Below are 23,924 nucleotides of genomic sequence, written 5' to 3'. Positions count from 1 at the left end.
ACCCAGGCACGGCTGCGCTAAATTCAAGCGCGACGTCACCCAAAAGGTGTACGAACGACTACAAAAGGGAAACGAACGATGAAAAAACTGCTGACAGTCACCCTGCTGGGTTTAGCCATCGCTGCCGGTACCGCCCAGGCCCGTGACTACGAGCACGTGCGCTTCGGGGTCGACGTACCCTACGAGCCGATGGAGTACCGCACTCCCGAAGGCGAGCTGACAGGATTCGACATCGACCTGGGCAATGCTCTTTGCGAAGAGATCGGCGTGACCTGCGAGTGGATCGAGCAAGAGTGGGACGGCATCATCCCCGGCCTGCTGGCACGCAACTACGACGCCATCATGTCCTCCATGTCGATCAACGACGAGCGCCGCCAGACCGTACTTTTCTCCGACTCCTACATCACTATCCCCGGCGCCTGGTTCGCCCCGGAGGGCAGCGAACTCTCGGAGATCAACGAGGAAACCTTGTCCGGCAAGAATATCGGTGTACAGCGCGGCACCACTTACGACAGCTACGCCACCGACAATTACGGTCGCATAGCCAACATCAGCCGCTACTCCACCGCCGATGACATGGTGCTCGACCTGCAGGCCCAGCGCCTGGACATCGTCTTCCTCGAGTACGTGGTCGGACAGGCCACCCTGCTCGACAATCCGGACGGCGATTTCCACGTGGTCGGCGAAATGGTAACCGAGCCCGAGGAGTACTTCGGTGAAGGTTTCGGCATCGCCTTCCGCCCGCGTGACGAGGCTCTGGCCCAGCGCTTCAACGAAGCCCTCGCCACCCTCAAGGAAGACGGCACCTACGACGAGATCTACCAGCGTTACTTCGCCGAGGAATGATTGCATCATCCCTCCCCGGCACCTAGCCGGGGAGGGTAATTGACAAGCGCTGCGACTTGCAGGAAAGTCAATTGCGTACCAAGCGCATCAGGACGACGTCCATGATCGATCACTTCAACAAGCCCATGTCTGAGGTCTACCGCTGTTATTTCGACAGCTTCTACCTCAGTGAGTGGTTCGACGAATAAACCCCTTCCCGCGGCCTTCCCGGTCGCATCGGCACGCCCGTGCCATCCGACACGTCCTGCCTGAACGGCGGTGACCGTGTGCCTCGTCGCGGCTGAACGCGACGACTTTGCCGAATACGGCAAACCCTAACCTTGAGCAAAACAATATCTTCCCGGGAGGAAGTCTCATGCGTTCCATCAACCTGTTCCTGGCTGCCAGCCTGGCAGCCGGCCTGTCCATTGGTATTGCCCACGCCCGCGATTACTCCGAGATACGCCTGGGTGTCGACATCCCTTACGAACCCTTCATGTACCGCCAGCCCGACGGTGAGTTGACCGGCTTCGAGATCGAACTGGGCAATGCCGTATGCGACTATCTGGAGGTATCGTGTACCTGGGTAGAGCAGGACTGGGATGGCATCATCCCCGGCCTGCTGGCACGTAACTACGACGCCATCATGTCGTCGATGTCGATCACCGATGAGCGCGCCGAACGTGTGCTGTTCTCGGAGCCCTACTACACCACGCCGAGCGCCTGGATCACGCCCAATGATCGCGAGATCGACATCGAGGATCGCGATAGCCTCAAAGGGCTGGCCGTGGGCGTGCAGCGGGCCACCCTGCAGGACAACTACGTGACCGAACTCTATGGCGATATAGTCGAGATCCGCCGCTACACCAGCGCCGACGACGTCGTGACCGACCTGCGCGCCGGCCGGCTCGACCTCACCTTCATGGACTATCCGGTTGCCGAATCGACCATAGCCATCGATACCGCGGGCAGCGACTTCAAGCGCATCAGCGGTTTCATCAAGGAGCCGGAGCACATCTTCGGCAAGGGCGTGGGCGTCGCTTTCCGCCCCCGCGACGAAGCCTTGGCCGAGCGCTTCAACGAGGCGCTGGCGGCACTCAAGGAGAACGGCACCTACGATGAGCTCATGGAGCGCTACTTCAACTACGACGTGAAGCTCTAAGCAAGCTGAGCCATCCCCGCGGACGCCGGCCCAGGCCGGCGTTCGCTGTCAACAAGGAACCCGAATGCTGACCCTGCTGAAGAATGCCCAGCTGCATGCCCCCAGAGCCATGGGGCTGTGTCACCTGTTGATTGCCGACCGTCGCATTGCCGCCATAGTGCCGGCGGAACAGGCCCTGCCTGCCGCGGGGCAGGCCGTCACCGAGATCGACCTGGGTGGTCGACGGGTCATACCCGGTCTGGTCGACCCGTTGGTCCACTTCATCGGCGGCGGCGGCGAAGGAGGGTTCGGCACGCGCACCGCCGAGCTTTCCCTGGCGGACGCCGTGGCATCTGGCGTCACTACCCTGGTCGGCGCACTGGGTACCGATGCCCTGACCCGTACCCCCTCCAACCTGCTGGGCAAGGCCCGTGAACTCGCCGCGGGGGGGCTCACTACCTACTGCTATACCGGCTCCTACCAGTTGCCACCGGTCACTCTCACTGGCTCGGTAGCCAGCGATATCCTGTTCGTCCCCGAGTTCATCGGCGTGGGCGAGGTGGCGATCAGCGACCATCGCGGCTCGCAGCCCTCCTCCTTCGAGCTTGCACGCCTGGCCTCGGAGGCACGCACCGCGGGCATGCTGGCCGGCAAGTCGGGCATCGTCTTCATCCACACCGGCGACGCCCCCTCCCATCTGGAGCCGCTGCGTGAGGTAGCCCGCGACAGCGCCATTCCCATCGCGCAGTTCCTGCCCACGCATATCAATCGCACCCCGGAACTGTTCGAGGACGGCCTACGCTTCGCTCGCGAAGGCGGGCGCATCGACTTCACCACCAGCACCACCGCCGAACTGCTGACCGGCGGCGAAGTGCACGCCGCCGAGGCCGTCGCCCGTGCCCTGCACGCCCGTGTCGAGCCCTCGCGGATCACCCTGTCGTCGGACGCCAACGCCTCGCTGCCCCGCTTCGATGCCCAGCGCCGCTTCGTCGGGCTCGAGCCCGGCCGGCTTGCCAGCCTGTTCGAAGCGGTGGGTGAATGTGTCAACGAGCACGGCGTGCCGCTGGAACAGGCGCTCGGCGTCGCCAGCACCCACGCCGCAGAGGCACTCGGGCTTGACGCCAAGGGGCGGCTCGAGCCCGGCCGTGACGCCGACCTGCTGGTGCTGGCCGAAGGCGAATGGTCCATCGACGAAGTCTGGGCGCAGGGTCGGCGGATTTATCTGAGCGCCTGAGGAAGCCTTACCAGTATTCCGCGCCCGGCGAAGAAACGCTCGAAGACCGCAGGAGCGAGGCGGGCGTCCGCCTGGCTCATGCCGGGTAGGCCGGAAGGGTTGTGGAAGCGCAGGCGCCCCCGCTCATCCAGGTCGAACAGGTAGACCAGATGCCCCCCACGGTGCGGCGGATCCTGATCGGGAGTGCGTATCGTGGGGTGCACCGAGGCGATGACGCGGTGCCCCTCGACCAGCCATGCAGCAAGACGTTCGGCCTCGACGTGCTCCACCACCTCGGCATCCAGCCCATGATGCTCTCTCAGCAGCTGCACCAGCGGGCGATAGTAGAGTCCCTTGATGTCTGCTTCGCTGTCCACGTAGCCGCCAACTTCCCGGCTCCTTTCAAGAAGGTCGAACAGGGTGAAGCGCTCCCCGTTGATTTCTTCGAGCAGCATCTTGGTGCAGGCCATGCCGCAAATGTGGGAGGCCCAGCGGGCATACACATCGGCGCTGGCAGCACCGGATTCGGCCCAGCGCGGATCGTCGACGGCTGCCATGCGTCCGGAGAGAAAATCGGGTATACGCTCGCTCGAGACCCACTGCGAATAGTAGGCGGGGACGTCCCTGTTCGGCATGAACTTCCTCATGAATGGCATCAATGGCTGCCATGCGGTCCTGGTACATGGCTGGGCTCGGCGTTCGTGGCGGGCAGTTCACGCGGCGTTGGCTGGGCCAACTCCTGGAGGATGCCGCAGTGGCTGGAGTCGGTCTCGCCGTTACAGCGTGAGCGCAGGGTGGCCAGCGCCTGGCGCAGTGCCTGCAACTGCTCGATGCGGGCCTCAACGTGGGCCAGGTGGTCGTCGATCAGACCATTGACGGCATTGCACGGCTGGCGCGGATGGTCATGATAATCGAGCAGGGTACGGATCTCGTCCAGCGTCATGTCCAGCGTGCGGCAGTGGCGAATGAAGCGCAGCCGCTCGGCATGGGGCTCCGCATAAAGGCGATAGTTGCCGCTGGAGCGGGCAGGCTCGGGCAAGAGCCCCTCGCGCTCGTAGTAGCGGATGGTCTCCACCGGGCAGCCCGTGCGGGTGGCCAGTTCACCGATCTTCATGGTCCGCCTCCTTGATTTCTCTTGACCCTGTAGTGGCTATAGGGTGTGTCATCAGCATAAGCGATGACACGGAGTTCTACCATGACCGAACGATCCTGCTGCTCCGGCGGCGCCTGCACCACCGAGAGCCGCCCTGCCCCGCCGAGGCGAGGCCAGCGCCCTGCCGGCACGCAGTCGCTGCGCCTGCACATCGAGGCGATGGATTGCCCTACCGAGGAGAGCTTGCTGCGCCGGGCTCTGGAGGACATGCCGGGCATCGAGCGGCTCGACTTCGATCTGATCGGCCGTCGGCTCACCGTGCACCACCGGGATGTCGGCGAGGAGGCCATCCGGCGTCGCATCGCCGCCACCGGCATGACCGCCGAACGCGATGACCCCACCCAGCGCACCGCGCCGACAGCCAGCAGCGAAGAGCCATGGTGGAAGATCGGCGCAGCCGCCGCTCTCGCCCTGGTCGCCGAGGCCAGCCACTGGTTGAAACTGGCAGAGCCCTGGCTTGCCGCCGCGCTGGCGCTAACGGCCATCGCCTTGGTCGGCCTGCCCACCTGGAAGAAGGGCTTCATCGCCCTGCGCCACCGCATGCTCAATATCAACGCCCTGATGAGCGTGGCAGTAACCGGTGCGCTACTGATCGGCCAGTGGGCCGAGGCGGCCATGGTACTGGTACTGTTCACCCTCGCCGAGCGCATCGAGGCGCGCTCACTGGGCCGGGCGCGAAACGCCATCCGAGAGCTGCTCGAACTGGCGCCGGAAAGCGCCAGCGTGCGCCAGCCCGACGGCACCTTTCGCAGCCTTCCAGCCAGCGACGTCGCCGTCGGCAGCCTGGTGCGCGTGCACCCCGGCGAACGCCTGGCACTGGATGGCAGCGTGGCCGAGGGCCACCCGGCACTGGACGAATCGCCCATCACCGGCGAGAGCCTGCCGGTGGACAAGGCACCGGGCGAAGCCGTGTTCGCCGGTAGCGTCAACCAGGGCAGCGAGTTCCTCTATCGCACCACTCGTGCGGCAAGCGACACCACCCTCGCCCGTATCATCCATACCGTCGAGCAGGCCCAGGCCAACCGTGCTCCCACCCAGCGCTTCATCGACCGCTTCGCCACCGTCTACACCCCGGCGGTGTTCGGCATCGCCCTGCTGGTGGCGCTCACCTGGCCGTGGCTGTTCGGCATCGACTGGCTCGAAGGCATCTACCGCGCGCTGGTACTACTGGTGATCGCCTGTCCCTGTGCATTGGTGATCTCCACTCCGGTGACCATTGTCAGCGGCCTGGCCGCTGCTGCCCGCTCGGGCATCCTGATCAAGGGCGGCAACGTACTCGAGCAGGGCTACCGACTGACCACCCTCGCCTTCGACAAGACCGGTACCCTGACCCAGGGCCGCCCCTCCCAGCGCATCTGGCATCCGCTCGACGGCGCGGACATGCTCGATCGGGAACGCCTGAGAGCGCTGGCGGCGGGGCTTGCCGGGCGTTCGTCGCACCCGGTGTCGGCGGCCCTGGCCCGAGCGGCCGCGGCAGATGGCATCGTTCCACTGGAAGTAAGCGAGGTGCAGGAGCTGCCCGGCCGCGGCGTGGTCGCCAAGCAGGACGAGCGCAGCGTTTGGCTTGGCAACCGCCGACTGATGCAGCAGTTCGCGGCCTCGGACGACACACTGGAAGCCCATCTGGCCGGGCACGAAGCTCGCGGCGAGACGCTGGTGATCCTGGGGCAGGAGAACCGGCCGCTGGCGCTGTTCACCGTCGGCGACCCGCTGCGCCAGGAGAGCCACGAAGCCATCGAGGCGCTGCACCGGCTGGGCGTGACCACGCTGATGCTCAGCGGCGATACCCCGGCCAGCGTGGCCGCGGTGGCGGCCCAGGCCGGCATTGACGAGGCCCACGGTGCGCTGCTGCCGGAGGACAAGCTGGCGATGATCGAGGCGCGTGCTCAGCAGGGGCCGGTGGGCATGGTGGGCGACGGCATCAACGACGCCCCGGCGCTGGCGCGCGCCGACATCGGCTTCGCCATGGGCGCGCTGGGCAGCGATGCCGCCATCGAAACCGCTGACGTGGCGCTGATGGACGACGACCCGCGCCGCCTGGCCGACTTCCTGCGCCTCTCGCGGGGTACGCGCCGTGTGCTGATGCAGAACATCGCCATCGCCCTGGGCCTCAAGGCGGTGTTCATGGCGCTCGCCTTCACTGGTCACGCCACCCTGTGGATGGCGGTGTTCGCCGACATGGGCGCCAGCCTGATCGTGGTGGCCAACGGCCTGCGCCTGCTGCGCCGGAACGAGAGGCCAGTGCCATCCCGGTCTTGACGAGCAAACCCGGGTGGGAGGGAACGGTATGCCCGCCTACCCCAATTGGGATATACCGCTTCGTACTCGCCACTGCTTAGGCTGGCTTGGGACATACTACAACTCACAAAACGGTGTTCGTCATGAAACTCCCGAGACTCCCCCCATGCCCTGGCCGCCCTCGGCCTCGCTTCAGGCATTGCATTCGCAGGGACAACGCTTGCCGACTATCCCGAACAGGACATCCGACTCGTCATTCCGTATGGCCCCGGTGGCGCTACCGATGTCATCTTTCGCCTGGTCTCCCAAGAAGCCGAAAAACATCTTGGGGTATCGATCGTCCCGGTCAACATGGCTGGCGCCGGCGCCACTCTTGGGTCTCGCCACGTCAAGGACGCTCGGCCCGATGGGTATACGCTGCTAGGCAGCCACGACACCATCGCCTTGTCCAAACTGGCTGGCACGGTCGATTACTCCTATGACGCCTTCGAGCCGGTGGCCCTGCTGACCCAGACCATCGTGGTGCCGATGACTCACGCCGAGCACCCGGTGAACGATGCGTCCGAGATGCTCGACTATATCCATGACAACCCCGGTCAGGTGCGGTTTGGCATGATCCCCTCATCGGTCGATCATTTCTTCTGGGCGCAACTCTTCAACGTTCTCGACGTGAGCACGGACGAAGTACGCTTCATCGGCTATCAGGACACTGCCGAACAAATATCCGCGCTGATGGCCAAGGACATCGATTTCGTCAACGCCGACATGCCATCGAGCAAGTCGTTCTTCGAGAGCGGCCTGTTACGCCCTCTCGGAGTAGCCCATGCGGAACGCCTTGATGAGCTTCCCGACACTCCGACCTTGAGGGAGCTAGGCATAGATTTCGTCAGCTCCACCAACCGTGGCATCTTTGCGCCCAAGGGCACCCCTCAGGAAGTCATTGACAGCGTCGTAGAGGCCTACGCCAAGGCCGTGGAAAATGAAGACGTCCGCAGACGGATCGAGAACGAGTTCGGCTCCGTGGTTCACTTCCTCTCCGGTGACGACTACCAGGCATTCTTGAACGAGACCGAGGCTGCCTTGGCCGCGGCGGCTGAGAATATCGACTTCCAGAACTGAGCCAATAGCGCTGCCGGCCCTTACCCGGCCGGCAGCCATGGGGGAGACTCATGTTGAGGCTAACCAAGGATCGTGCCCTGGCGCTCGCCATGCTGGTGCTGGTCGGTATCATGCTGGCCGAGACGAGCAACATCAGGCCACCTACCAGTTGGCAGCCTTACGGCTCGGCGCTCTTCCCGCGTATCCTGCTAGGTGTGATTGCGCTTCTCGCCGCACTGATTTTCATCAAGTCAATGATCGATGGCGTGCCTCAGCGCACCAGCCCTCGCCGTACGTTTCTCCAGTGGTTGGCGTACAACAAGGCCGTCTTGGCTCTGTTCGCCATGTTCGGCCTGTACGCACTGCTGCTACCGTTTGTCGGTTATATAGTCGCCACGCTTTGCTTCATGGTCGCTTCCCTGGCACTTCTTCTAGGTGTCGATACCTGGCGAAAGTGGGCACTCAACCTGGCCGTTAGCTTCACCCTGGTCCCTCTGATTTACGTCATTTTCCGGTTCGGCCTCAAGGTCTGGCTGCCCTGATGGCTCAGGAGTTACCGATGGCTGATTTTTTTCTGCAGGCGCTCGTCCAGGTCGGTAGCCCTCAAGTGCTGCTGCTGATCACGATTGGCGTGCTGTTTGGCATTATCGGCGGGAGCATTCCCGGCTTCACGGTGACCATGGCAATTCTCGTGGTCTTCCCCTTCACCTTCGCCATGGATCCGGTCAGCGGTGTATCGCTGATGGTGGGCGTCTTCGTCGGTGGCTATTCCGGCGGGCTGGTGTCAGGCGTGATGCTCGGTATCCCCGGGACGCCCTCCTCGATTACCACCGTCTACGACGGCTACCCCATGGCGAAGAGCGGCCAACCCGGTCGTGCGCTTGGCATCGGCGTGATGGCCTCCTTCCTGGGCACGCTGATCAGCGTGGTGGTGCTGATCTTCTTCGGGCCATTGATCGCCAGCTTCAGCATGAACTTTCGGCCTTGGGAAATCACCTCGCTCGTCATTTTCGCCCTGACGCTGGTGGCCGGTCTCTCCAACGGCGCCATGCTCAAGGGTCTGCTCGCGGCGGCCCTTGGGCTCCTGATCACCACGGTAGGCTACGATCGAAACAGCAACTTACGCTTCGATTTCGGCTTCCCCGTCCTCGAGTCCGGCTTCGAAATCCTGCCGGTCATGATTGGCGTCTTCGCCTTTGCGCAGCTGATGGAGAACATCGAAAAGCTGCGCGATGATGAGCATGGCGAACAGAAGATCGACAGCAACGTTTCCATCCCCTACCGCCGCATACTGCGTGACATGGCAGGGCAGAAGCTGAACACGCTCCGCTCCTCTCTCATTGGCAGCCTGGTCGGTGCCCTGCCCGGCACCGGCGGCCCCGTCGCCAATTTCATCAGCTATGACCAGGCCAAGAAGCTGTCGCGCCACCCGGAGAAGTTCGGCACAGGCATCCCGGACGGGATCGTCGCGTCGGAGGCATCCAACAGCGCCGTGGCCGGCGGCTCCTTCGTGCCGACCTTGGCGCTAGGCATCCCCGGCGACCTGCCCATGGCCATCATGATGGGAGTCCTGATCCTGCATGGCATCACGCCTGGGCCGCTGATGTTCGAGCAGAACCCGGTGCTGGTGGGAGCCATCTACGTCAGCCTGCTGATCGGCGCCATCGTCATGGTGATCTGCCAGCTGTTGCTGGTGCGGTGGTTCGCCAGGATCTCGCTCATCCCCCAGCAGATCCTGGTGCCGGTCGTTCTGATGCTCTGTGCGATCGGTTCCTATGCCCTCAACAACAACCTGTTCGATATCTGGGTTCTGTTCGCCTTCGGCATTCTCGGCTACCTGCTGTGGAAGGCCGAAGTGCCGCTCACGCCGCTGATTCTCGGCGTGGTGCTGGGCGACAACCTGGAGCGCCAGCTTTTCCGCGCGCTAGAACTGGACAGCAACTGGCTGACGTTCCTGACCCGCCCGCTCTCGGCACTGTTCCTGCTGCTTGCGGTAATCTCGATTATCCTCTCCCTCTACCAGAACCGGAAAATACAACGACTTCAGCTGCAGGCGCAGAACCCGGCCCAGCATGTCAAGGAGCCTTCCCATGAAGCATGATGCCCTCTACTACCCAAGCGCTTCGCAACGCATGGTCACGTTCGGTAGCCGTGGCATGGTCGCCACCTCGCAAGCGCTCGGGGCACAGGCTGGTATTCAAGTCCTGCAGCAGGGCGGCAATGCCGTGGATGCCGCCATTGCCGTCGCCGCTGCCCTTACCGTAGTGGAACCCACCTCCAATGGTTTGGGCAGCGACGCCTTCGCTATCGTCTGGGTCAACGGCGAGCTGCATGGTTTGAACGCCAGCGGACCGGCCCCTCGGGCAGCGAGCGTAGAGGCCATCAGGGCGAGGGGGCACGACAAGGTACCCGAGCATGGCGTGCTGCCGGTCACGGTGCCCGGCGCACCGGCCGCCTGGGCCGCCCTTTCCGAACGCTTCGGCAAGCTGCCCTTCGCCGACCTGTTGGCCCCGGCCATCGCCCTTGCGGAGTGCGGCTTCCCCATCTCGCCTGTCGTCAGCCAGATGTGGGAGGAAGCTCATGCCGACTACCGTCCGTACGGCGATGACGTATTCAAGCCCTGGTTCGACACCTTCGCACCCAATGGCCGCGCCCCCCGACCCGGCGAACGCTGGACGGCACCCGACCACGCCAGCACGCTGCGCGCCATTGCCGCGACCCGTGGCCAGGCGTTCTACCAGGGCGAGCTGGCCGAGCGTATCGATGCCTTCATGCAGGAGCATGGCGGCCTGCTGTGCCACGAAGACCTCGCCGCCTTCCGGCCCGAGTGGGTCGAACCGATCAGTACCCGCTATCGCGGCCACGACATCTGGGAAATACCGCCCAACGGCAGCGGACTGATCGCCTTGCAGGCGCTAGGGATCCTCGAGCGCCTGGGTGAGGAGGGCCGTGACCCGGTGGAGACGCTTCACCGTCGCATCGAGGCCACCAAACTTGGCTACATGGACGGCAGGCACTACATCACCGAACGTGGCGCCATGCAGCCGAGCGTGGAACAGCTGCTCGCCGACGACTACCTGCGGGCCCGTGCCGGGCTGATTGGCGAGCGGGCACTCGATCCCAAGCACGGCAACCCGATCAAGGGCGGCACGGTGTATCTCGCCACCGCCGATGGCGACGGCAACATGGTATCGTTCATCCAGAGCAACTACATGGGCTTCGGTTCGGGCATCGTGATACCAGGCACCGGCATCAGCCTGCAAAACCGTGGCTGCTCCTTCTCGCTCGATCCCGAGCATGCCAACGTCCTGGCGCCGGGCAAGCGCACCTACCACACCATCATCCCCGGATTCATCACCCGCAATGGCGAAGCCGTGGGGCCCTTCGGGGTCATGGGCGGCTACATGCAGCCACAAGGACATGTCCAGGTGATCACCGCCATGCTCGAGGATCGGCTGAATCCCCAAGCGGCTCTCGATCTGCCACGCTGGAAATGGACCGAGGGCAGGACGGTCGAGGTGGAGCCGAACTTCCCGGACCACCTCGCCCAGGCCCTGGCACGACGCGGCCACCAGATCGTGAAAACGGCCGATTCGATCAGCTTCGGGCGCGGCCAGATCATTCTGCGCGACAACGCCTCCGGCGTGCTGTGTGGCGGCACCGAGCCACGTACCGATTCCGCCGTTCTTCCCTGGTAGGGCCGGTCGACGAGGTGGGCGGCAGGCGTTGGCTTGCCGCCTGCGCTGCCGGCCGTTTGCGTTGAGTCAGACGCTCAGTGACGCGCCTCCATCGCATGCCGCAGGAAATTCAGTATCCAGCGCGCCATCAGCGTGTCGTCGACCGCAGCAATGAGCGATGTCTCGCCTTCACGTACGCGCTCGCTGCCGACCAATTCCCGGCGCAGCGCCATCAGGTCGCGCGAGTATTCCTTGGTGAATTCGGGATGGCCCTGCACACCGAGGAAGTGCTCGCCGACCTGCATCAGGTAGTGGGGACAGAAGTCGCTGCCGCCTATCACCTTGGCCTCGGGCGGCAGTGACTCGACCTGGTCCTGGTGGCTGACCAGCAGGTCGAGCCCCGGTTGCCAGGGTTCCATCCATTCGGCCCGGGTCTCGACGCGATTGAATGACATGCCCACGCCCCAGCCTCTCTCACTCTTGACCACCTCGCCGCCTAGCGCCTTGGCCATCAACTGATGGCCGAAGCAGATGCCCACCAGCGGCTTGCCGGCCTGCCACAGCTCGCGCACGAACTCGCACAGCGTCTCGACCCAGGGCAGCCCGTCGTTGACGCCGTACTTCGAACCGGTGGTCATCCAGGCATCGACGGCGTCGATGTCGTCAGGTATTTCGCCGTCCAGGCAGCGCCAGACCTGGAACTCCAGCGTGGGGTCTACCCGCTGGAACAGGGCGGCGAACATTTCCGGATAGTTGCCGTGGGCCTCGCGCAGTTCCGGCGCCACGTCATCGCACTGCAGTAGCCCGATGCGCATCGGTGAATCTCCTTTCGTTGAACCATCCCTGGTCTCGCTGCCTGCCCGCCACGGTATCGCCGTGATAAAGCTCTAGGGCGTCGCCCGAAATATGCCTGACGACGCCTAGAGTCGCCCCTCCACGGCGGCAACGAAGATACCGCGATACTCGTCGGCATCGAAGGCGACCGGGTTGGTGCCAGACGATGGATCCGCCACCGCCATGCGTCCAACCTTGTCGGCCTGTCGCGCATCGATGCCAACCTCCGCCAGGGTATGCGGAATACCGAGCCGCTCACGCAGGCCCAGCACCCAGTCGATGACTGCCGTCGTACCCGGCTGGTCCAGGTTGAGATAGCGCCCCAGGCGCACCATGGGCTCGCCGATGGCGCGCTCGTTGGCACGCAGCACGTAGGGCATCAGCACCGCGTTCAAGGTTCCATGGTGGGCATCGAACAGCGCCCCGAGCGGATGTGCCAGGGCATGCATGGCGCCCAGGCCACGCTGGAAAGCGGTGGCGCCCATGCTGGATGCCGCCAGCATGTTCATGCGCGCCTCGAGGTCGTGGCCGTCGCTGTAGGCGCGCTGCAGGTAGAGGTCGATGCGACGCATGCCCTCCACGGCGATGCCCTCGGCCATGGGATGGTAGAGCGGCGAGCACCACGCCTCCATGCAGTGCGACAGCGCATCCATGCCGGTGGCGGCGGTGATCGCCGGCGGCAGCCCCACGGTGAGTTCGGGGTCGAGGATCACCGTGGCCGGTACCATGCCAGGGTGGAAGATGATGCGTTTGACGTGCTCCGCCTCGTCGGTGATCACCGAGGCGCGTCCCACCTCGGAGCCGGTACCGGCAGTGGTGGGCACGGCGACGATGGGGGCAATGGCCTTGGCATCGGCATTCTTCCAGTTGTCGCCGATATCCTCCAGCGACCACAGCGAGAGCCCGTCGCGCTGGTTGGCCATCAGCGCCACCGCCTTGGCGGCGTCGAGCCCGGAGCCACCGCCGAAGGCAATCACACCATCGTGGCTGCCGTTGCGAAAGGCGTCCATGCCGTCGAGCACGTTGCGCCCGGTGGGGTTGCCCTTGATCTGGCTGAACACGGCAATGCGCAGGCCGGCATCTTCGCAGGCCTGCACGCACGCCTGCACCATCGGCAGCGCCGCCAGCCCGGGATCGGTGATCAGCAGCGGTGCGCCCATGCCCAGCGCCTGGCATGCACCGGGCAGGTCGCGAATGCGCCCTGCTCCGGTGAGGACGTTCGAAGGGTAGTTCCAGCCCATGGTGTAGTGATTGATGTCGTGGATCATGACGTTCTCCTGGGCCGGCTCAGGCGTGTTTGAGGTGGAAGGACTTGGGTCGGGTCAGCGTCTCGTAGCCAATGCGGGACAATGAGCAGCCCCGCCCCGACTGCTTGACCCCGGTCCAGGCCAGCTCCGGGTCGAGGTAGTCGCAGCGGTTGGTGAACACGGTGCCGGCTTCCAGCCGCGCGGCCAACGCCTCGCCCGCGGCCAGGTCACGGGTGAAGACGGCAGCGGTGAGGCCGAAGTTGCTGTCGTTCATCAGCCTTACGGCTTCGTCGTCGCTCGCCACCGGCATGATACCGACCACCGGGCCGAAGCTCTCCTCGCTCATGACCCTCATCGAGTGGTCGACGTCGGTCAGCACCTGCGGCGCCAGATAGGCGCTGCCCGGCCGCGAGAGCGGGTAGTCGCCGGGGTCGATCCACGCCTTGGCGCCGGCGGCCACCGCCTCCTCGACCTGACCGCGCACGAAGTCCGCCGCCGCGGGCCGCACCAGCGGCCCCAGGGTGATCTCGGGGTCGGTGGGGTTGCCGAGCCGCAGCTGACGCACCCAGGCCACGGCACGCTCGACGAAATCGTCGAAGATCGACTCGTGCACATAGATGCGCTCGATGCCGCAGCAACTCTGGCCCGAATTGAAGAAGGCGCCGTCCATCACGCCGGGCACCGCCTCACCGAGGTTCACGTCGGCACGAATATAGGCCGGGTCCTTGCCGCCGAGTTCCAGCCCGGTGGCGATGAAGCGCCCGGCGGCGTTGCGCTCGACCATCGCCCCGCCCGCTACCGAGCCGGTAAAGGAGACATGGGCGATACGGCTGTCGCCGATCACCGCCTCGGCGGCGTCATGGGAGAGGTGCAGGTGCTGGAACACGCCCTCGGGCAGCCCGGCCTCGTCGAAGGCCTGCTGGAAGCGCTCGGCGCACAGCGGGGTCTGGGCAGAGTGCTTGAGGATCACCGCGTTGCCCGCCATGATCGCCGGTACCACGGCGTTCACCGCGGTCATGAAGGGGAAGTTCCACGGCGCGACAATGAACGACACGCCCAGCGGCTCGCGGGAGATGTAGCGGGTGAAGCCCGGCTTGTCGGCCAGCCGGATCGGCGCCAGCGCCTCCTCGGCCATTGCGATCATGGTCCGCGCCCGGTCCTCGAAGCCACCGATCTCGCCGCCGGCCACGGCAATCGGCCGCCCCATCTGCCAGGTCAGCTCCAGCGCCAGCTCGTCGCGCCGGGCGACGAAGGCATCGACCATCTTCGAGCACAGCCGCGCGCGCTCGGCGAGACTCGTCTCGCGCCAGGCGCGCTGCGCCGCCACCGCCCGCTCCAGCGCTGCCTCGACCCGCGCCGGGTCGGCCAGCTCCCGCTCGACGTAGACCGAACCGTCGACCGGAGAAATCGTCTTCTGTATGGCCACTTGGCGTTCTCCTGCTATCAAATCCGTTTCTTTCACCAACCTTTCGGGGCCGAGCGAACGGCGTCAGAACGAGGCGCTCCAACGCAGTGCTGGCGTCGTGCAGCCGGCCCAGCCTCAAATAATTTCGAAGTAGCGGTCGAGTTCCCAATCCGTAATGTGGCGTCGGAACTGGCGTTCTTCCCATTCACGCGTAGCCGCGAAGTGCTCGACGAAGGCATCGCCGAACAGGCTGCGCGCCGCCTCGGAGCCCTTGAGCCGCTGGGCGGCATCCCATAGCGTACGGGCGAGCGCCTGATGCTCGGGGTGAGCCAGCTCGTAGGAGTTGCCGGTCACCGCCTCGTCCGGCTCGAGCTGGTGCTCGATGCCGTGCAGACCCGAGCCGATCGCCGCGGCCAGTGCCAGGTAGGGGTTGGCGTCGGCACTGCCCAGGCGATACTCGACCCGCTGCGACTTGGCACTCCCGGGAATCACCCGCAGCGCGGTGGTGCGGTTCTCCACGCCCCAGGTGGCATCGGTGGGCGCCCAGAAGCCGGGGATCAGGCGGGTGTAGCTGTTCACCGTGGGGGCAAACATGGCCAGGAACTCCGGCATCAGCTTCTGCTGGCCGGCGACGAAATGGCGCTGGATATCGCTCATGCCGTGGGGCTTGTCGGCATCGAAGAAGGCCGATTCGCCGCTATCGAGCCGATTGAGCGAGAGATGAATGTGGCCGCTCTGGCCGGGGTAGTCCGGCGACCACTTGGCCATGAAGGTGGCCATCAAGCCACGGCGCTGCGCCCACACCTTGGTGAAGGTCTTGAACAATGCGCCCTTGTCGCCGGCGGCCAGCGCCTCGTCGACGCGAATCGCCGCCTCGAGCACGCCGGGGCCGGTCTCGGTATGCAGTCCCTCGATGGGGAAATCCATCGTCTCGGCCATGCTCAGCAGTTCGTGGTAGAGCTCACCGTGCACCGAGCTCCTGAGCATCGAGTAGCCCATCATGTCGGGGGTCAGCGGCTTGAGGTTGCGAAAACCCTTCTCGCGTACTGACTCGGGCGTTTCCTGGAACATGAAGAATTCGTACTCCAGCGCCCCGCAGGTTTGAAAGCCCATCTCCTCGGCCTTTGCCAGCACGCGACGCAGCAGCCCACGCGGGCAGATCGTCTCGGCCGGGCCGGTGAACTCGGCCAGGAACAGCAGCATGTCACCCTCGCAGGGCAGCTCGCGGCAGCTCTCGGGAATCACCCGCAGCGCGGCATCCGGGTAGCCGGTATGCCAGCCGGTGTACTTGACGTTGTCGTAGAGCTCGTCCTTGCTGTCCCAGCCCAGCACCACGTCGCAGAACGCGAAGCCTTCGCTCAAGGCGTGGAAGAACTTGTCGCGGCGCATGTACTTGCCGACCATCACGCCATCCATGTCGAACATGCCCACCTTGACGTGACTGAGCCCGCGCTGCTCGACGATACGCCGGGCGTCGTCGGCGTTCTTGATGTCTCTTGCCTGGAGTCGGCTCATTTCTGTTTCCTCGCACCTCTTGTCGTTGTCGTTCGCTGCCCCGGCGCAAGCCGACAGGGCGGGTGCGGCCGAGGCACCCGCCCACCTCCTTCAACCATAGCGGTAGGGAGGTCCTGCCTGCTGCATGGTCTGGCGATAGTCCTTGAGGATCTGGACCACACGGGCACTGCGATCGCTTTCCTGGGCGATCTCGTCCCAGAACGCCAGCGCCTCGTCCTCGAGCCGCTGCCACTCGTCCTCGGGAATCGAGGTCAGCTCGAGCTTGCCGCCGGTGGTGCGGTAGTGTGCCTCGCCCCACCAGTACCAGTGCTGGCGGTAGTAGTGGGAGCTGTCCATGCACAGCTTGAACAACATCTGCAGGTGCTCGGGCACCTCGTTCCAGCGGTCGCTGTTGGCGAAGTACGATCCCGCCCAGGCGCCGGAGATGTTGTTGGTCAGGTAGTAGTTGCTGACGTCGGCCCAGCCGACGGTGTAGGCCTCGGTGATTCCGGCCCAGGCGATGCCGTCGAGCTCGCGGGTCTGCATGGCGACCTCGATGTCCTCCCACGGCAGGGTCACCGGCACCACGCCGAAGCGGCTGAGGAAGCGGCCCGCGGTGGGGAAGGTGAAGACGCGCTTGCCCTGCAGGTCGTCGAGACTGCGAATCGGGTCGCGGGTGACGAAGTTGCACGGGTCCCAGGCGCCCGAGCCCAGCCAGGTGACGCCATCGATCTCGCCGTAGGCCTCCTCCCAGATCTCCTTGAGCCCGTAGTGATGAAACAGCGCCGGCACGTCGAGGCTATAGCGCGAGGCGAACGGGAAGTAGCCGCCGAACACCGAGACGTCGACCGGAGCGTTGATCGAATCGTCGTCGCTCTGCACGGCATCGATGGTGCCACGCTGCATGGCGCGGAACAGCTCGCCGGTGGGCACCAACTGGTCGGCGTAGTAGAGCTCGATTTCCATCTCGCCGTTGGCGGCCTTGTTGAAGGCGTCGATGGAAGGCTTGATGACATGCGCGGCCAGTGCCGGCCCGGCGTAGGTCTGCAGGCGCCAGCGGATCGGGCTGCGCGACTGGGCATGCACGTAGGGCGCCGAGAGGGTCGTGGCCCCCACGGTGGCGGCGGTGGCCAGGCCCGCCTTCTTGAGGAAATCGCGACGATTGGTCATGGGTCTTCTCCTGCCTTGTGCTTGTTGTTCGGGAAAAGCGTTGTCAGAAAAATCGCTGTTGGGTCGTCGTGGCGTGGTTCACCTCCAGGGTCAGTAGCCGCGATAGAGCTGCGGCAGCCACAGCGCCAGCTGCGGGAAGATGGTGATCAGCGCCAGCCCGATCAGCATGATGCCGACGAAGGGCCAGACGCTGCGGTAGATGTCGCCCAGCGAGATCTCCGGCGGCGCCATGGCGCGCATCAGGAACAGGTTGTAGCCGAACGGTGGGGTCATGTAGGCGATCTGCACGGTGATGGTGTAGAGCACGCCGTACCAGATCGGGTCGAAGCCGAGGCTGATCACCAGCGGCACGTAGAGCGGTGCGACGATCACCAGCATGGCGGTGTCGTCGAGGAACATACCGAGCAGGATGTAGGAGAGCTGCATCATCACCAGGATCTGCCACGGGCTCATGCCGATCCGGTCGAGGAACACGTTCTCGATGGCGCGCACCGCACCGAGGCCGTCGAATACTGCGCCGAAGCACAGCGCGGCGAGGATGATCCACATGAACATGCAGCTGATGCCGAGCGTCTTGCGTACGGTACTCTCGATCACCTTCCAGGTCAGGCGCCGCTTGAGCAGCGCCGCCAGGGTGGCGGACACCGCCCCCACCGCCGAACTCTCCACCAGGCTGGTCACGCCCATCAGGAACAGTCCGGTCATGAAGAAGAAGATCAGCAGCGGCAGGATGCCGGCACGCAGCAGCTTGAGCTTCTCGCCCAGGCTCATCTGGCGCTCCTCGGCGGGCAGCGCCGGGCCCAGGTGCGGCTGCAGGCGGCAGCGGATGACGATATAGAGCACGAACAACCCGGCCAGGATCAGCCCGGGTATGGCCCCGGCCAGCCACAGCTGGCTGACCGGCTGGCGGGCAATCATGCCGTACAGCACCAGCACCACGCTGGGCGGCACCAGGATGCCCAGGGAGCTTCCGGCCTGAATCACCCCGGTGACCATGATCTTGTCGTAGCCGCGGCGCAGCAGTTCGGGCAGCGCGATGGTGGCGCCTATCGCCATGCCAGCCACGCTCAGCCCGTTCATCGCCGAAACCACCACCATCAGGCCAATGGTACCCACCGCCAGGCCGCCCCTGAGCGAGCCCATCCAGACGTGGAACATCTCGTAGAGCTCGCTGGCGATGCCCGACTCGGAGAGCATGTAGCCCATGTAGATGAACAGCGGCAGGGTCAGCAGCGGATACCAGTTCATCAGTTGGATGGCGGCACTGAACGGCATCTCCACGCCACCCTGTCCCCACAGCAGCAACGCCGAGGTGGCACCAACGAAGCCGATCACGCCGAACACCCGCTGCCCGGTGAGCAGCAGCAGCATCATGGTCGAGAACATCAGCAGGGCGATCATCTCGTAGCTCATTCGAGATTCTCCCCTTCCAGGGAGACACCACGCGCCCGGGCGATGTCCTTGAACAGAGTCGAGACGCTCTGCAACAGCATCAGCAGCACGCCGAAGGTCATGATGATCTTGATCGGCGCCAGTCGCGGCGCCCAGGAGGTATAGCTCTTCTCGCCGTAGCGCAGGGCGTACTCGGTGCTGGAAATGCCGCCGTACAGCAGCGCACCGAGGAAGACGATCAGCAGCATGACGGTCATGGCATCGACGATCGCCCGCGTGCGGTCGGACCAGCGCGAGTAGAACAGGTCCATGCGCACGTGCGAGCCCATCTGCATGGCGTAGGCGCCGCCCAGCAGGTAATAGGCGGCCATCATGAACTGCGAGACCTCGATGCTCCAGATCAGGGGACTGTTGAAGGCGGTACGCGATACCGAGGCGTAGAGCAGCACGCCGATCATCACGAAGATCAGGAACATGACGACGCGCCCCACCACCCGGTTGAACGCATCCACCCAACGCACATAGAGCGTTATTATTCTTGGCATCATCCAGCACCGATCGCTTGGGTTTCGCTCCAGTCTTTGGACGTGATCCAGGAATGCGCAACAAGCATCGGTATCGGCGACGTCTCAAGTATCGATGAAATCGATACTGCCCGGGTACGGCACGCCCGAGCCGCCCAGCGCACCCGCGCGGTGCATGGTTGGGGGAGCATCGGCAGGAAGGGTTTCAGGTCGAGGTGACGACCTCGGCGGAGAGCCAGGGCAGCGCCCGCTCCAACTGGGTACGGAAGTGCTGCTCCAGCAGACGACGGCTGTCACGGGCCAGCAAGGCGGGCAGCTCGCCCAGCTCTTCGCGGCGGGCAACCAGGGTCAGCTCCCGGTTCAACGGGGCCAGCGGCAGTGGTGCCACCTTGACCTGCAGGCTGTCGAGACCGGCCTGGTAGAGGCACAGCGGCGTGGTGACGGTCCAGCCCGCGCCGGCGCTGACCAGGCGCAGCACGGCGAAGGTGTTGTCGAGATGCAGCCGGGCCGGCAGCTCGAGCTGGTTCAGGCGCAGGTGTCGCTCTATCGCCTGGCCGATCAGCGACTGCGGCGTGTAGCGCACGAAGTCCAGGTGGCGCGCCAGCCAGCGCAAATTGTCCAGCGGGCCGTTCCAGGATAGCGGTACCACCAGCACGAAGGGCTCGCGCAGCAGGGCGTGGCGCTCCAGTCCGTCGTAGTTCTCCAGGCGGTCATCGGAAATGATGATATCCACATGGCGTGTCAACAGGGAGTGGCCGTGCATGTGCGACAACCCGGTGGTCAGGGTATAGTCGCGGGTATGACGCCGGATCAGTTCGATCAGCGGCTGCCCCACTGCCGTTGCCAGCGAGTCGACCAGCGCCAGGCGTACCTGGTGGAGCTGGCCGAAGCCGCCGCTGACCAGCTCGCGCCGGGTATTGCGGGCGTCGTCGAGCAGGCGGCGGGCACGGTCGTAGAAGAAACGTCCCGCGCTGGTCGGCTCCAACGGCCGGGAATGACGCTTGAACAGCGTCACGCCCATGCTCTCCTCCAGGTTCGCCAGGCTCTGCGATACCGAGGACTGCTTGAGACCCAGCCGCCTGGCTGCCGCACTCTGGCTGCCCTGCTCCAGGGTCTCGACGAAGATCTCCATGCTGCGAAGATCGAAACCGAAGCCGCTGCGCATCCGTATGTCCTCGCTTACGCCACCCGGGTGTTGGAACTCCCCTCCCAACGCACCGGTCAGAAGGCTGTCATCAGCACGACAGGGAGGTTCCATGACAGTAGAAGCCGCCGCACGGGCGGTACCCGGGCGCCCCGTTTCCACCTGGACCGGCTGGGGCCAGTGGCTGGCGCTCGCCACCATGACCATCGATCACCTGACCCGCTACGTGCTGCCCACCGGTTGGGAACTCGGCTGGGCGGGATCGTCGCTGGGCCGCATCGCCTTTCCGCTGTTCGCCGCCATGGTCGCCTGGCACGGCCTGTTCAATACGCGCAACCCGCTGCGCTACGCCCGGCGTATCCTGGTCATCGGGCTCGCCGCCCAGCTGCCCTACATGCTGATGCCGCGGGCCTCCGACGCCTTCATACTCAACGTCTGCTTCACCCTTGCGCTGGGGCTGGCCTGGGGCGCCTGGCTGCGCGAGCTGCTCGCGCGCCATCGCAGCGGCAGCCTGGGCAGCGCCTGGCTGGGTGCGGCGCTTGCCGTCACGCTGGCCGTCTGGTACCTGCTCGGCGACTGGGTCGAGTACGGCCACCGCGGGCTGCTGCTGATCCCGCTGTTCATGCTCGCCATGCATCATCTGCACGACGCCGGAGAGTCGCTTGCCGAGCGCCTCGCTGCCGTCGCCATGACCGTGCCACTGCTGGTCGTGGCGGGTCTGATGAACAGCTCCGACATGGCCAAGTCATTCACCGTCGCTACCTGCCTCGTGGTGCTGTGGCTGGCCGCCGGCGCCCACCGCCTGACACCTGTCGTTCCCGCCGCCATGCCTCGCCGGCTGTGGCTGGCATGGTATCCCGGCCACTTCGCCTTGATCGCCCTGTGGCTGTGGGCCAGCGGTGCGCTGGGCTGAATCAGCTATGGCCCTGGCCGGCCTCCTCCACCTCCCTGCCGGCCAGTAGCGCTTCGAACGCTTCGCCAGGCATGGGCCGGTAGAAATGATAGCCCTGGAACAGCCGGCAGCCGCGCGCCCTCAGAAATTCATACTGGGCCTCGTTCTCCACCCCTTCCGCCACCACGTCAATGCCGAGATGCTGGGCCATGGCCAGTACCGTCTCGACGATGGCGGCATCGCTGCCGTCGGCATCGAGATTGCTAACGAAGCTGCGGTCGATCTTGAGCTCATCCAGCGGCAGGGACTTGAGATAGGCCAGTGAAGAGAAGCCGGTACCGAAGTCATCGAGGGCCAGTTGAACGCCAAGCCGCTTGAGCGCCTGCATGCGCTCGGCGGCATCCTCCAGCCCGTCGATCATGATGCTTTCGGTCAGCTCCACGATCAGCCGTGACGGGTCGATGCCATGGGTGCCGGTCACCCAGATGAGCCCCTCGACGAAGCCGGGCTGGGTGAAGTGGCGTACGCTGATATTGACCGACAGCCGCGGCAGGACATCGGCCGGCAGGCGTGCCAGCAGCCCGCAGCAGCGGTCGAGCATCCAGGTTTCCAGTTCGACGATCAGGTCGCTCTCCTCGGCGATGGCGATGAACACCTCGGGCGAGACCCAGCCATGTCGCGGATGCTGCCAACGCATCAGCGCCTCCCCACCGATGACCCGCTCATGTTCGTCGAGCTGGGGCTGGAAGGCGATGCTCAGTTGGTCTTCCGCCAGGGCATGGCGCAGCGCCTGTTCCATCTCCAGACGCCAGCTCATCTGGGTCTGCATGGACGGTTCGTAACCGCAGATCTGCGCCCGCCCCTTCAGCTTGGCCTGGTACATGGCGGTATCGGCGTGACGCAGCACATCCCCCACGTCCTCATCGCCCAGGGGAAAGAGGGTATAGCCAATGCTCGGTGTCACGCTGATACGCTGCCCGCCCAGGTCGTAGGCTCTGCGCAGGGTCGCGAGCAAGCGCTCGGCGCGGTGCTCGGCGCGCGTGACTTCGGCTTCGCGGTCGCTGCTCAGGGCCGGCATCATCACCACGAACTCATCGCCGCTGAGCCTTGCCGCCATTGCATCCTTGTCGATACCCAGCAGCAGCCGCTTGCTGACCTGGCGCAGCAGCTCGTCACCCACCGCGTGGCCCAAGGTGTCGTTGATGATCTTGAAGCGATCCAGGTCGAGGAACATCACCAATCCGACGCGGCCGTCATCGCGGCGGTCGCGAATGGTAGAGGCCAGCGTCTCGATCAGCAGGCGACGGTTGGGCAGCTCGGTCAGCGGATCGTAATAGGCCTGACGATGAATGGTTTCTTCCGCCAGCTTGCGCTCGGTGAAATCCTCGATGATCGCCACCCCCCCCACCACCTCGCCGGACTCGTTGCGCAGGGCGCTGTAGAAAGCGCGTAGCGGTGTCTGCTTGCCGCTGACCACGGTACGGTAAGTGCCCTCGAAGTAGCCAGTGCCGCTCTCCAATGCGTCGCGCACCGCCCCGACCACGCGTTCGTCGTTCAACTGAGTCAACAGGTTCATGCCCAGCAGGCGCTGACGGCTGGTCCCCAGGATGTCGAGGCACATCTCGTTGCAGTCGACCACCCTCCCCTCACGATCGAAGTGCATCACGCCCAGCGGCGTATGGCGGAAGATGGCGCGATAGCGCGCCTCGCTGACGCGCAGTTGTCGCTCGCGCGAAGAGACGATCAGGCGCAGAGCGATGTTGTCGGAGATGGTGCGATGCAGGCGCCGGTTGATGACGAGCACGAGCCCCAGGAACAGCACGATCATGGCAGCCAGCAGCAGAGCGAGGGATGTGTTCTGCAGCAACAGCTGAACCAGTAGCGGCAACATGGTGGGTAGGACGAACAGCGGTGCCATCCACGCCACCGGAGAGAGCGTGGTGACCCCACCGGCAGCGATGCCCGTCAACACGATCGCCAGCGCCGCCAGCTGACCATGGTGCTCCATGGTAAACATGAACAGCCCAGCCACCCCCCACACACATCCGGCGAGACCTGCACCCCAGGTAAAGCGGTACAGCCAGCGCCGCTGGCGCCGTCGCTTTGCAGGTTGGCGATGATAATGCCAGGCCAGCCACAAGCGCCCGCCCGATACGGCTACCAGCGCACCGAGCCAGCCGACCAGGTAGCTCTGCGGCATGACCGACCACATGGCACCCACCAGCAGGCAAGCCGCCAGAACACTGGCCAATACCGGCTGCCACAGCCGCTCGTAGAGCAGGCGCACCTGTTCATGGGCTAGCTGACGGCGGTGGGAAACGTCCGACAGCGGTACCGCGCCGTGGTCGCTTTGCTCATCCTGAAGAGGGAAGGACATGCAGGGGTCCGAGTATGTTGTCTTTTCGCAGCTCTATCTTTACTTGATACCGCACAGTTTGGCGAGGCAACCTCTCAACGCAATTCGGCTGCCTCGACAC

General features: G+C 64.9%; 20 protein-coding genes. 9 read left to right on the top strand and 11 right to left on the bottom strand.

Features of this window, described 5'->3' with window-relative positions; genetic code table 11:
* The first annotated feature begins 78 nt into the window (after positions 1 to 78).
* The 3 genes from SPH52_RS15615 (at position 79) to iadA (ending at position 3,200) form a co-directional block, all read left to right on the top strand.
* Positions 79 to 846, top strand: coding sequence for a transporter substrate-binding domain-containing protein (locus tag SPH52_RS15615; RefSeq protein ID WP_411795964.1), 768 nt, complete (start codon positions 79 to 81; stop codon positions 844 to 846).
* Positions 847 to 1,201: 355 nt separating this feature from the next.
* Positions 1,202 to 1,987, top strand: a complete 786-nt coding sequence (locus SPH52_RS15610) for a transporter substrate-binding domain-containing protein (RefSeq protein WP_411795963.1) — start codon at positions 1,202 to 1,204, stop codon at positions 1,985 to 1,987.
* 64 nt (positions 1,988 to 2,051) lie between these two features.
* Positions 2,052 to 3,200, top strand: a complete 1,149-nt coding sequence (iadA, locus tag SPH52_RS15605) for a beta-aspartyl-peptidase (RefSeq protein ID WP_411795962.1) — start codon at positions 2,052 to 2,054, stop codon at positions 3,198 to 3,200.
* Here the strand turns inward: iadA and SPH52_RS15600 are convergent.
* Positions 3,185 to 3,814, bottom strand: a complete 630-nt coding sequence (locus tag SPH52_RS15600; RefSeq protein WP_411795961.1) for a hypothetical protein — start codon at positions 3,812 to 3,814, stop codon at positions 3,185 to 3,187. The two genes, iadA and SPH52_RS15600, sit on opposite strands and share 16 nt — an antisense overlap.
* 20 nt (positions 3,815 to 3,834) lie before the next feature.
* Positions 3,835 to 4,293, bottom strand: coding sequence for a Cd(II)/Pb(II)-responsive transcriptional regulator (gene cadR / locus SPH52_RS15595; RefSeq protein WP_411795960.1), 459 nt, complete (start codon positions 4,291 to 4,293; stop codon positions 3,835 to 3,837).
* Between the two features lie 81 nt (positions 4,294 to 4,374).
* Between cadR and SPH52_RS15590 the strand changes: the two genes are divergently transcribed.
* The 5 genes from SPH52_RS15590 (at position 4,375) to SPH52_RS15570 (ending at position 11,366) form a co-directional block, all read left to right on the top strand.
* Positions 4,375 to 6,591, top strand: a complete 2,217-nt coding sequence (locus SPH52_RS15590) for a heavy metal translocating P-type ATPase (protein WP_411795959.1) — start codon at positions 4,375 to 4,377, stop codon at positions 6,589 to 6,591.
* A gap of 150 nt (positions 6,592 to 6,741) precedes the next feature.
* A complete protein-coding gene (locus SPH52_RS15585) occupies positions 6,742 to 7,689 on the top strand; it encodes a Bug family tripartite tricarboxylate transporter substrate binding protein (protein WP_411796062.1) in 948 nt (315 codons plus the stop codon).
* A gap of 50 nt (positions 7,690 to 7,739) precedes the next feature.
* Positions 7,740 to 8,210 carry a tripartite tricarboxylate transporter TctB family protein gene (locus SPH52_RS15580; protein WP_411795958.1) on the top strand — a complete coding sequence of 157 codons (471 nt, stop codon included), beginning with the start codon at positions 7,740 to 7,742 and terminating at the stop codon, positions 8,208 to 8,210.
* Between the two features lie 17 nt (positions 8,211 to 8,227).
* Positions 8,228 to 9,769, top strand: a complete 1,542-nt coding sequence (locus tag SPH52_RS15575) for a tripartite tricarboxylate transporter permease (protein WP_411795957.1) — start codon at positions 8,228 to 8,230, stop codon at positions 9,767 to 9,769.
* Positions 9,759 to 11,366 (top strand): gamma-glutamyltransferase family protein, encoded by a 1,608-nt coding sequence (locus SPH52_RS15570; protein ID WP_411795956.1) that lies wholly within the window; start codon positions 9,759 to 9,761, stop codon positions 11,364 to 11,366. Before SPH52_RS15575 ends, SPH52_RS15570 begins: the two co-directional genes overlap by 11 nt.
* Before the next feature lie 74 nt (positions 11,367 to 11,440).
* Here SPH52_RS15570 and SPH52_RS15565 read toward each other — a convergent pair whose 3' ends face one another.
* The 8 genes from SPH52_RS15565 to SPH52_RS15530 form a co-directional block, all read right to left on the bottom strand.
* On the bottom strand, positions 11,441 to 12,160 hold the full coding sequence (locus tag SPH52_RS15565; protein ID WP_411795955.1) for a glutamine amidotransferase-related protein: 720 nt from the start codon (positions 12,158 to 12,160) through the stop codon (positions 11,441 to 11,443).
* Between the two features lie 105 nt (positions 12,161 to 12,265).
* Positions 12,266 to 13,447, bottom strand: coding sequence for an iron-containing alcohol dehydrogenase (locus tag SPH52_RS15560; RefSeq protein ID WP_411795954.1), 1,182 nt, complete (start codon positions 13,445 to 13,447; stop codon positions 12,266 to 12,268).
* Positions 13,448 to 13,466: 19 nt separating this feature from the next.
* Positions 13,467 to 14,852: an aldehyde dehydrogenase family protein gene (locus SPH52_RS15555; RefSeq protein ID WP_411795953.1), complete on the bottom strand. Its 1,386-nt coding sequence runs from the start codon at positions 14,850 to 14,852 to the stop codon at positions 13,467 to 13,469.
* A gap of 114 nt (positions 14,853 to 14,966) precedes the next feature.
* Complete coding sequence (locus tag SPH52_RS15550; RefSeq protein ID WP_411795952.1) at positions 14,967 to 16,346, bottom strand: glutamine synthetase family protein; 1,380 nt, start codon at positions 16,344 to 16,346, stop codon at positions 14,967 to 14,969.
* 90 nt (positions 16,347 to 16,436) lie between these two features.
* Positions 16,437 to 17,495, bottom strand: a complete 1,059-nt coding sequence (locus SPH52_RS15545; RefSeq protein WP_411795951.1) for a TRAP transporter substrate-binding protein — start codon at positions 17,493 to 17,495, stop codon at positions 16,437 to 16,439.
* A gap of 90 nt (positions 17,496 to 17,585) precedes the next feature.
* A complete protein-coding gene (locus SPH52_RS15540; protein WP_411795950.1) occupies positions 17,586 to 18,908 on the bottom strand; it encodes a TRAP transporter large permease in 1,323 nt (440 codons plus the stop codon).
* Positions 18,905 to 19,432 carry a TRAP transporter small permease subunit gene (locus SPH52_RS15535; RefSeq protein WP_411795949.1) on the bottom strand — a complete coding sequence of 176 codons (528 nt, stop codon included), beginning with the start codon at positions 19,430 to 19,432 and terminating at the stop codon, positions 18,905 to 18,907. The genes SPH52_RS15540 and SPH52_RS15535 overlap by 4 nt, the downstream gene beginning before the upstream one ends.
* 184 nt (positions 19,433 to 19,616) lie before the next feature.
* Positions 19,617 to 20,576: a LysR family transcriptional regulator gene (locus SPH52_RS15530; protein ID WP_411795948.1), complete on the bottom strand. Its 960-nt coding sequence runs from the start codon at positions 20,574 to 20,576 to the stop codon at positions 19,617 to 19,619.
* 91 nt (positions 20,577 to 20,667) lie between these two features.
* On the opposite strand from SPH52_RS15530, the gene SPH52_RS15525 reads away from it, so the two are divergent.
* On the top strand, positions 20,668 to 21,468 hold the full coding sequence (locus SPH52_RS15525) for a TraX family protein (protein WP_411795947.1): 801 nt from the start codon (positions 20,668 to 20,670) through the stop codon (positions 21,466 to 21,468).
* A 1-nt stretch (position 21,469) separates the two neighbouring features.
* Here SPH52_RS15525 and SPH52_RS15520 read toward each other — a convergent pair whose 3' ends face one another.
* The gene (locus tag SPH52_RS15520) at positions 21,470 to 23,824 is read right to left on the bottom strand and encodes a putative bifunctional diguanylate cyclase/phosphodiesterase (protein ID WP_411795946.1); all 2,355 of its coding nucleotides are present in this window, start codon (positions 23,822 to 23,824) and stop codon (positions 21,470 to 21,472) included.
* Positions 23,825 to 23,924: the final 100 nt, after the last annotated feature.

This window comes from Halomonas sp. A29, assembly GCF_046723295.1.
In the GTDB taxonomy this organism is placed as follows: domain Bacteria; phylum Pseudomonadota; class Gammaproteobacteria; order Pseudomonadales; family Halomonadaceae; genus Halomonas.
This window is presented reverse-complemented; position numbering and strand designations above follow the sequence as displayed.

Excerpts from the sequence above, each read along its gene's own strand:
- SPH52_RS15615 (WP_411795964.1), top strand. The coding sequence starts at position 79 with ATGAAAAAACTGCTGACAGTCACCCTGCTGGGTTTAGCCATCGCTGCC.
- SPH52_RS15610 (WP_411795963.1), top strand. The coding sequence starts at position 1,202 with ATGCGTTCCATCAACCTGTTCCTGGCTGCCAGCCTGGCAGCCGGCCTG.
- iadA (WP_411795962.1), top strand. The coding sequence starts at position 2,052 with ATGCTGACCCTGCTGAAGAATGCCCAGCTGCATGCCCCCAGAGCCATG.
- SPH52_RS15600 (WP_411795961.1), bottom strand. The coding sequence starts at position 3,814 with ATGCCGAACAGGGACGTCCCCGCCTACTATTCGCAGTGGGTCTCGAGC.
- cadR (WP_411795960.1), bottom strand. The coding sequence starts at position 4,293 with ATGAAGATCGGTGAACTGGCCACCCGCACGGGCTGCCCGGTGGAGACC.
- SPH52_RS15590 (WP_411795959.1), top strand. The coding sequence starts at position 4,375 with ATGACCGAACGATCCTGCTGCTCCGGCGGCGCCTGCACCACCGAGAGC.
- SPH52_RS15580 (WP_411795958.1), top strand. The coding sequence starts at position 7,740 with ATGTTGAGGCTAACCAAGGATCGTGCCCTGGCGCTCGCCATGCTGGTG.
- SPH52_RS15575 (WP_411795957.1), top strand. The coding sequence starts at position 8,228 with ATGGCTGATTTTTTTCTGCAGGCGCTCGTCCAGGTCGGTAGCCCTCAA.
- SPH52_RS15570 (WP_411795956.1), top strand. The coding sequence starts at position 9,759 with ATGAAGCATGATGCCCTCTACTACCCAAGCGCTTCGCAACGCATGGTC.
- SPH52_RS15565 (WP_411795955.1), bottom strand. The coding sequence starts at position 12,160 with ATGCGCATCGGGCTACTGCAGTGCGATGACGTGGCGCCGGAACTGCGC.
- SPH52_RS15560 (WP_411795954.1), bottom strand. The coding sequence starts at position 13,447 with ATGATCCACGACATCAATCACTACACCATGGGCTGGAACTACCCTTCG.
- SPH52_RS15550 (WP_411795952.1), bottom strand. The coding sequence starts at position 16,346 with ATGAGCCGACTCCAGGCAAGAGACATCAAGAACGCCGACGACGCCCGG.
- SPH52_RS15545 (WP_411795951.1), bottom strand. The coding sequence starts at position 17,495 with ATGACCAATCGTCGCGATTTCCTCAAGAAGGCGGGCCTGGCCACCGCC.
- SPH52_RS15540 (WP_411795950.1), bottom strand. The coding sequence starts at position 18,908 with ATGAGCTACGAGATGATCGCCCTGCTGATGTTCTCGACCATGATGCTG.
- SPH52_RS15535 (WP_411795949.1), bottom strand. The coding sequence starts at position 19,432 with ATGCCAAGAATAATAACGCTCTATGTGCGTTGGGTGGATGCGTTCAAC.
- SPH52_RS15530 (WP_411795948.1), bottom strand. The coding sequence starts at position 20,576 with ATGCGCAGCGGCTTCGGTTTCGATCTTCGCAGCATGGAGATCTTCGTC.
- SPH52_RS15525 (WP_411795947.1), top strand. The coding sequence starts at position 20,668 with ATGACAGTAGAAGCCGCCGCACGGGCGGTACCCGGGCGCCCCGTTTCC.
- SPH52_RS15520 (WP_411795946.1), bottom strand. The coding sequence starts at position 23,824 with ATGTCCTTCCCTCTTCAGGATGAGCAAAGCGACCACGGCGCGGTACCG.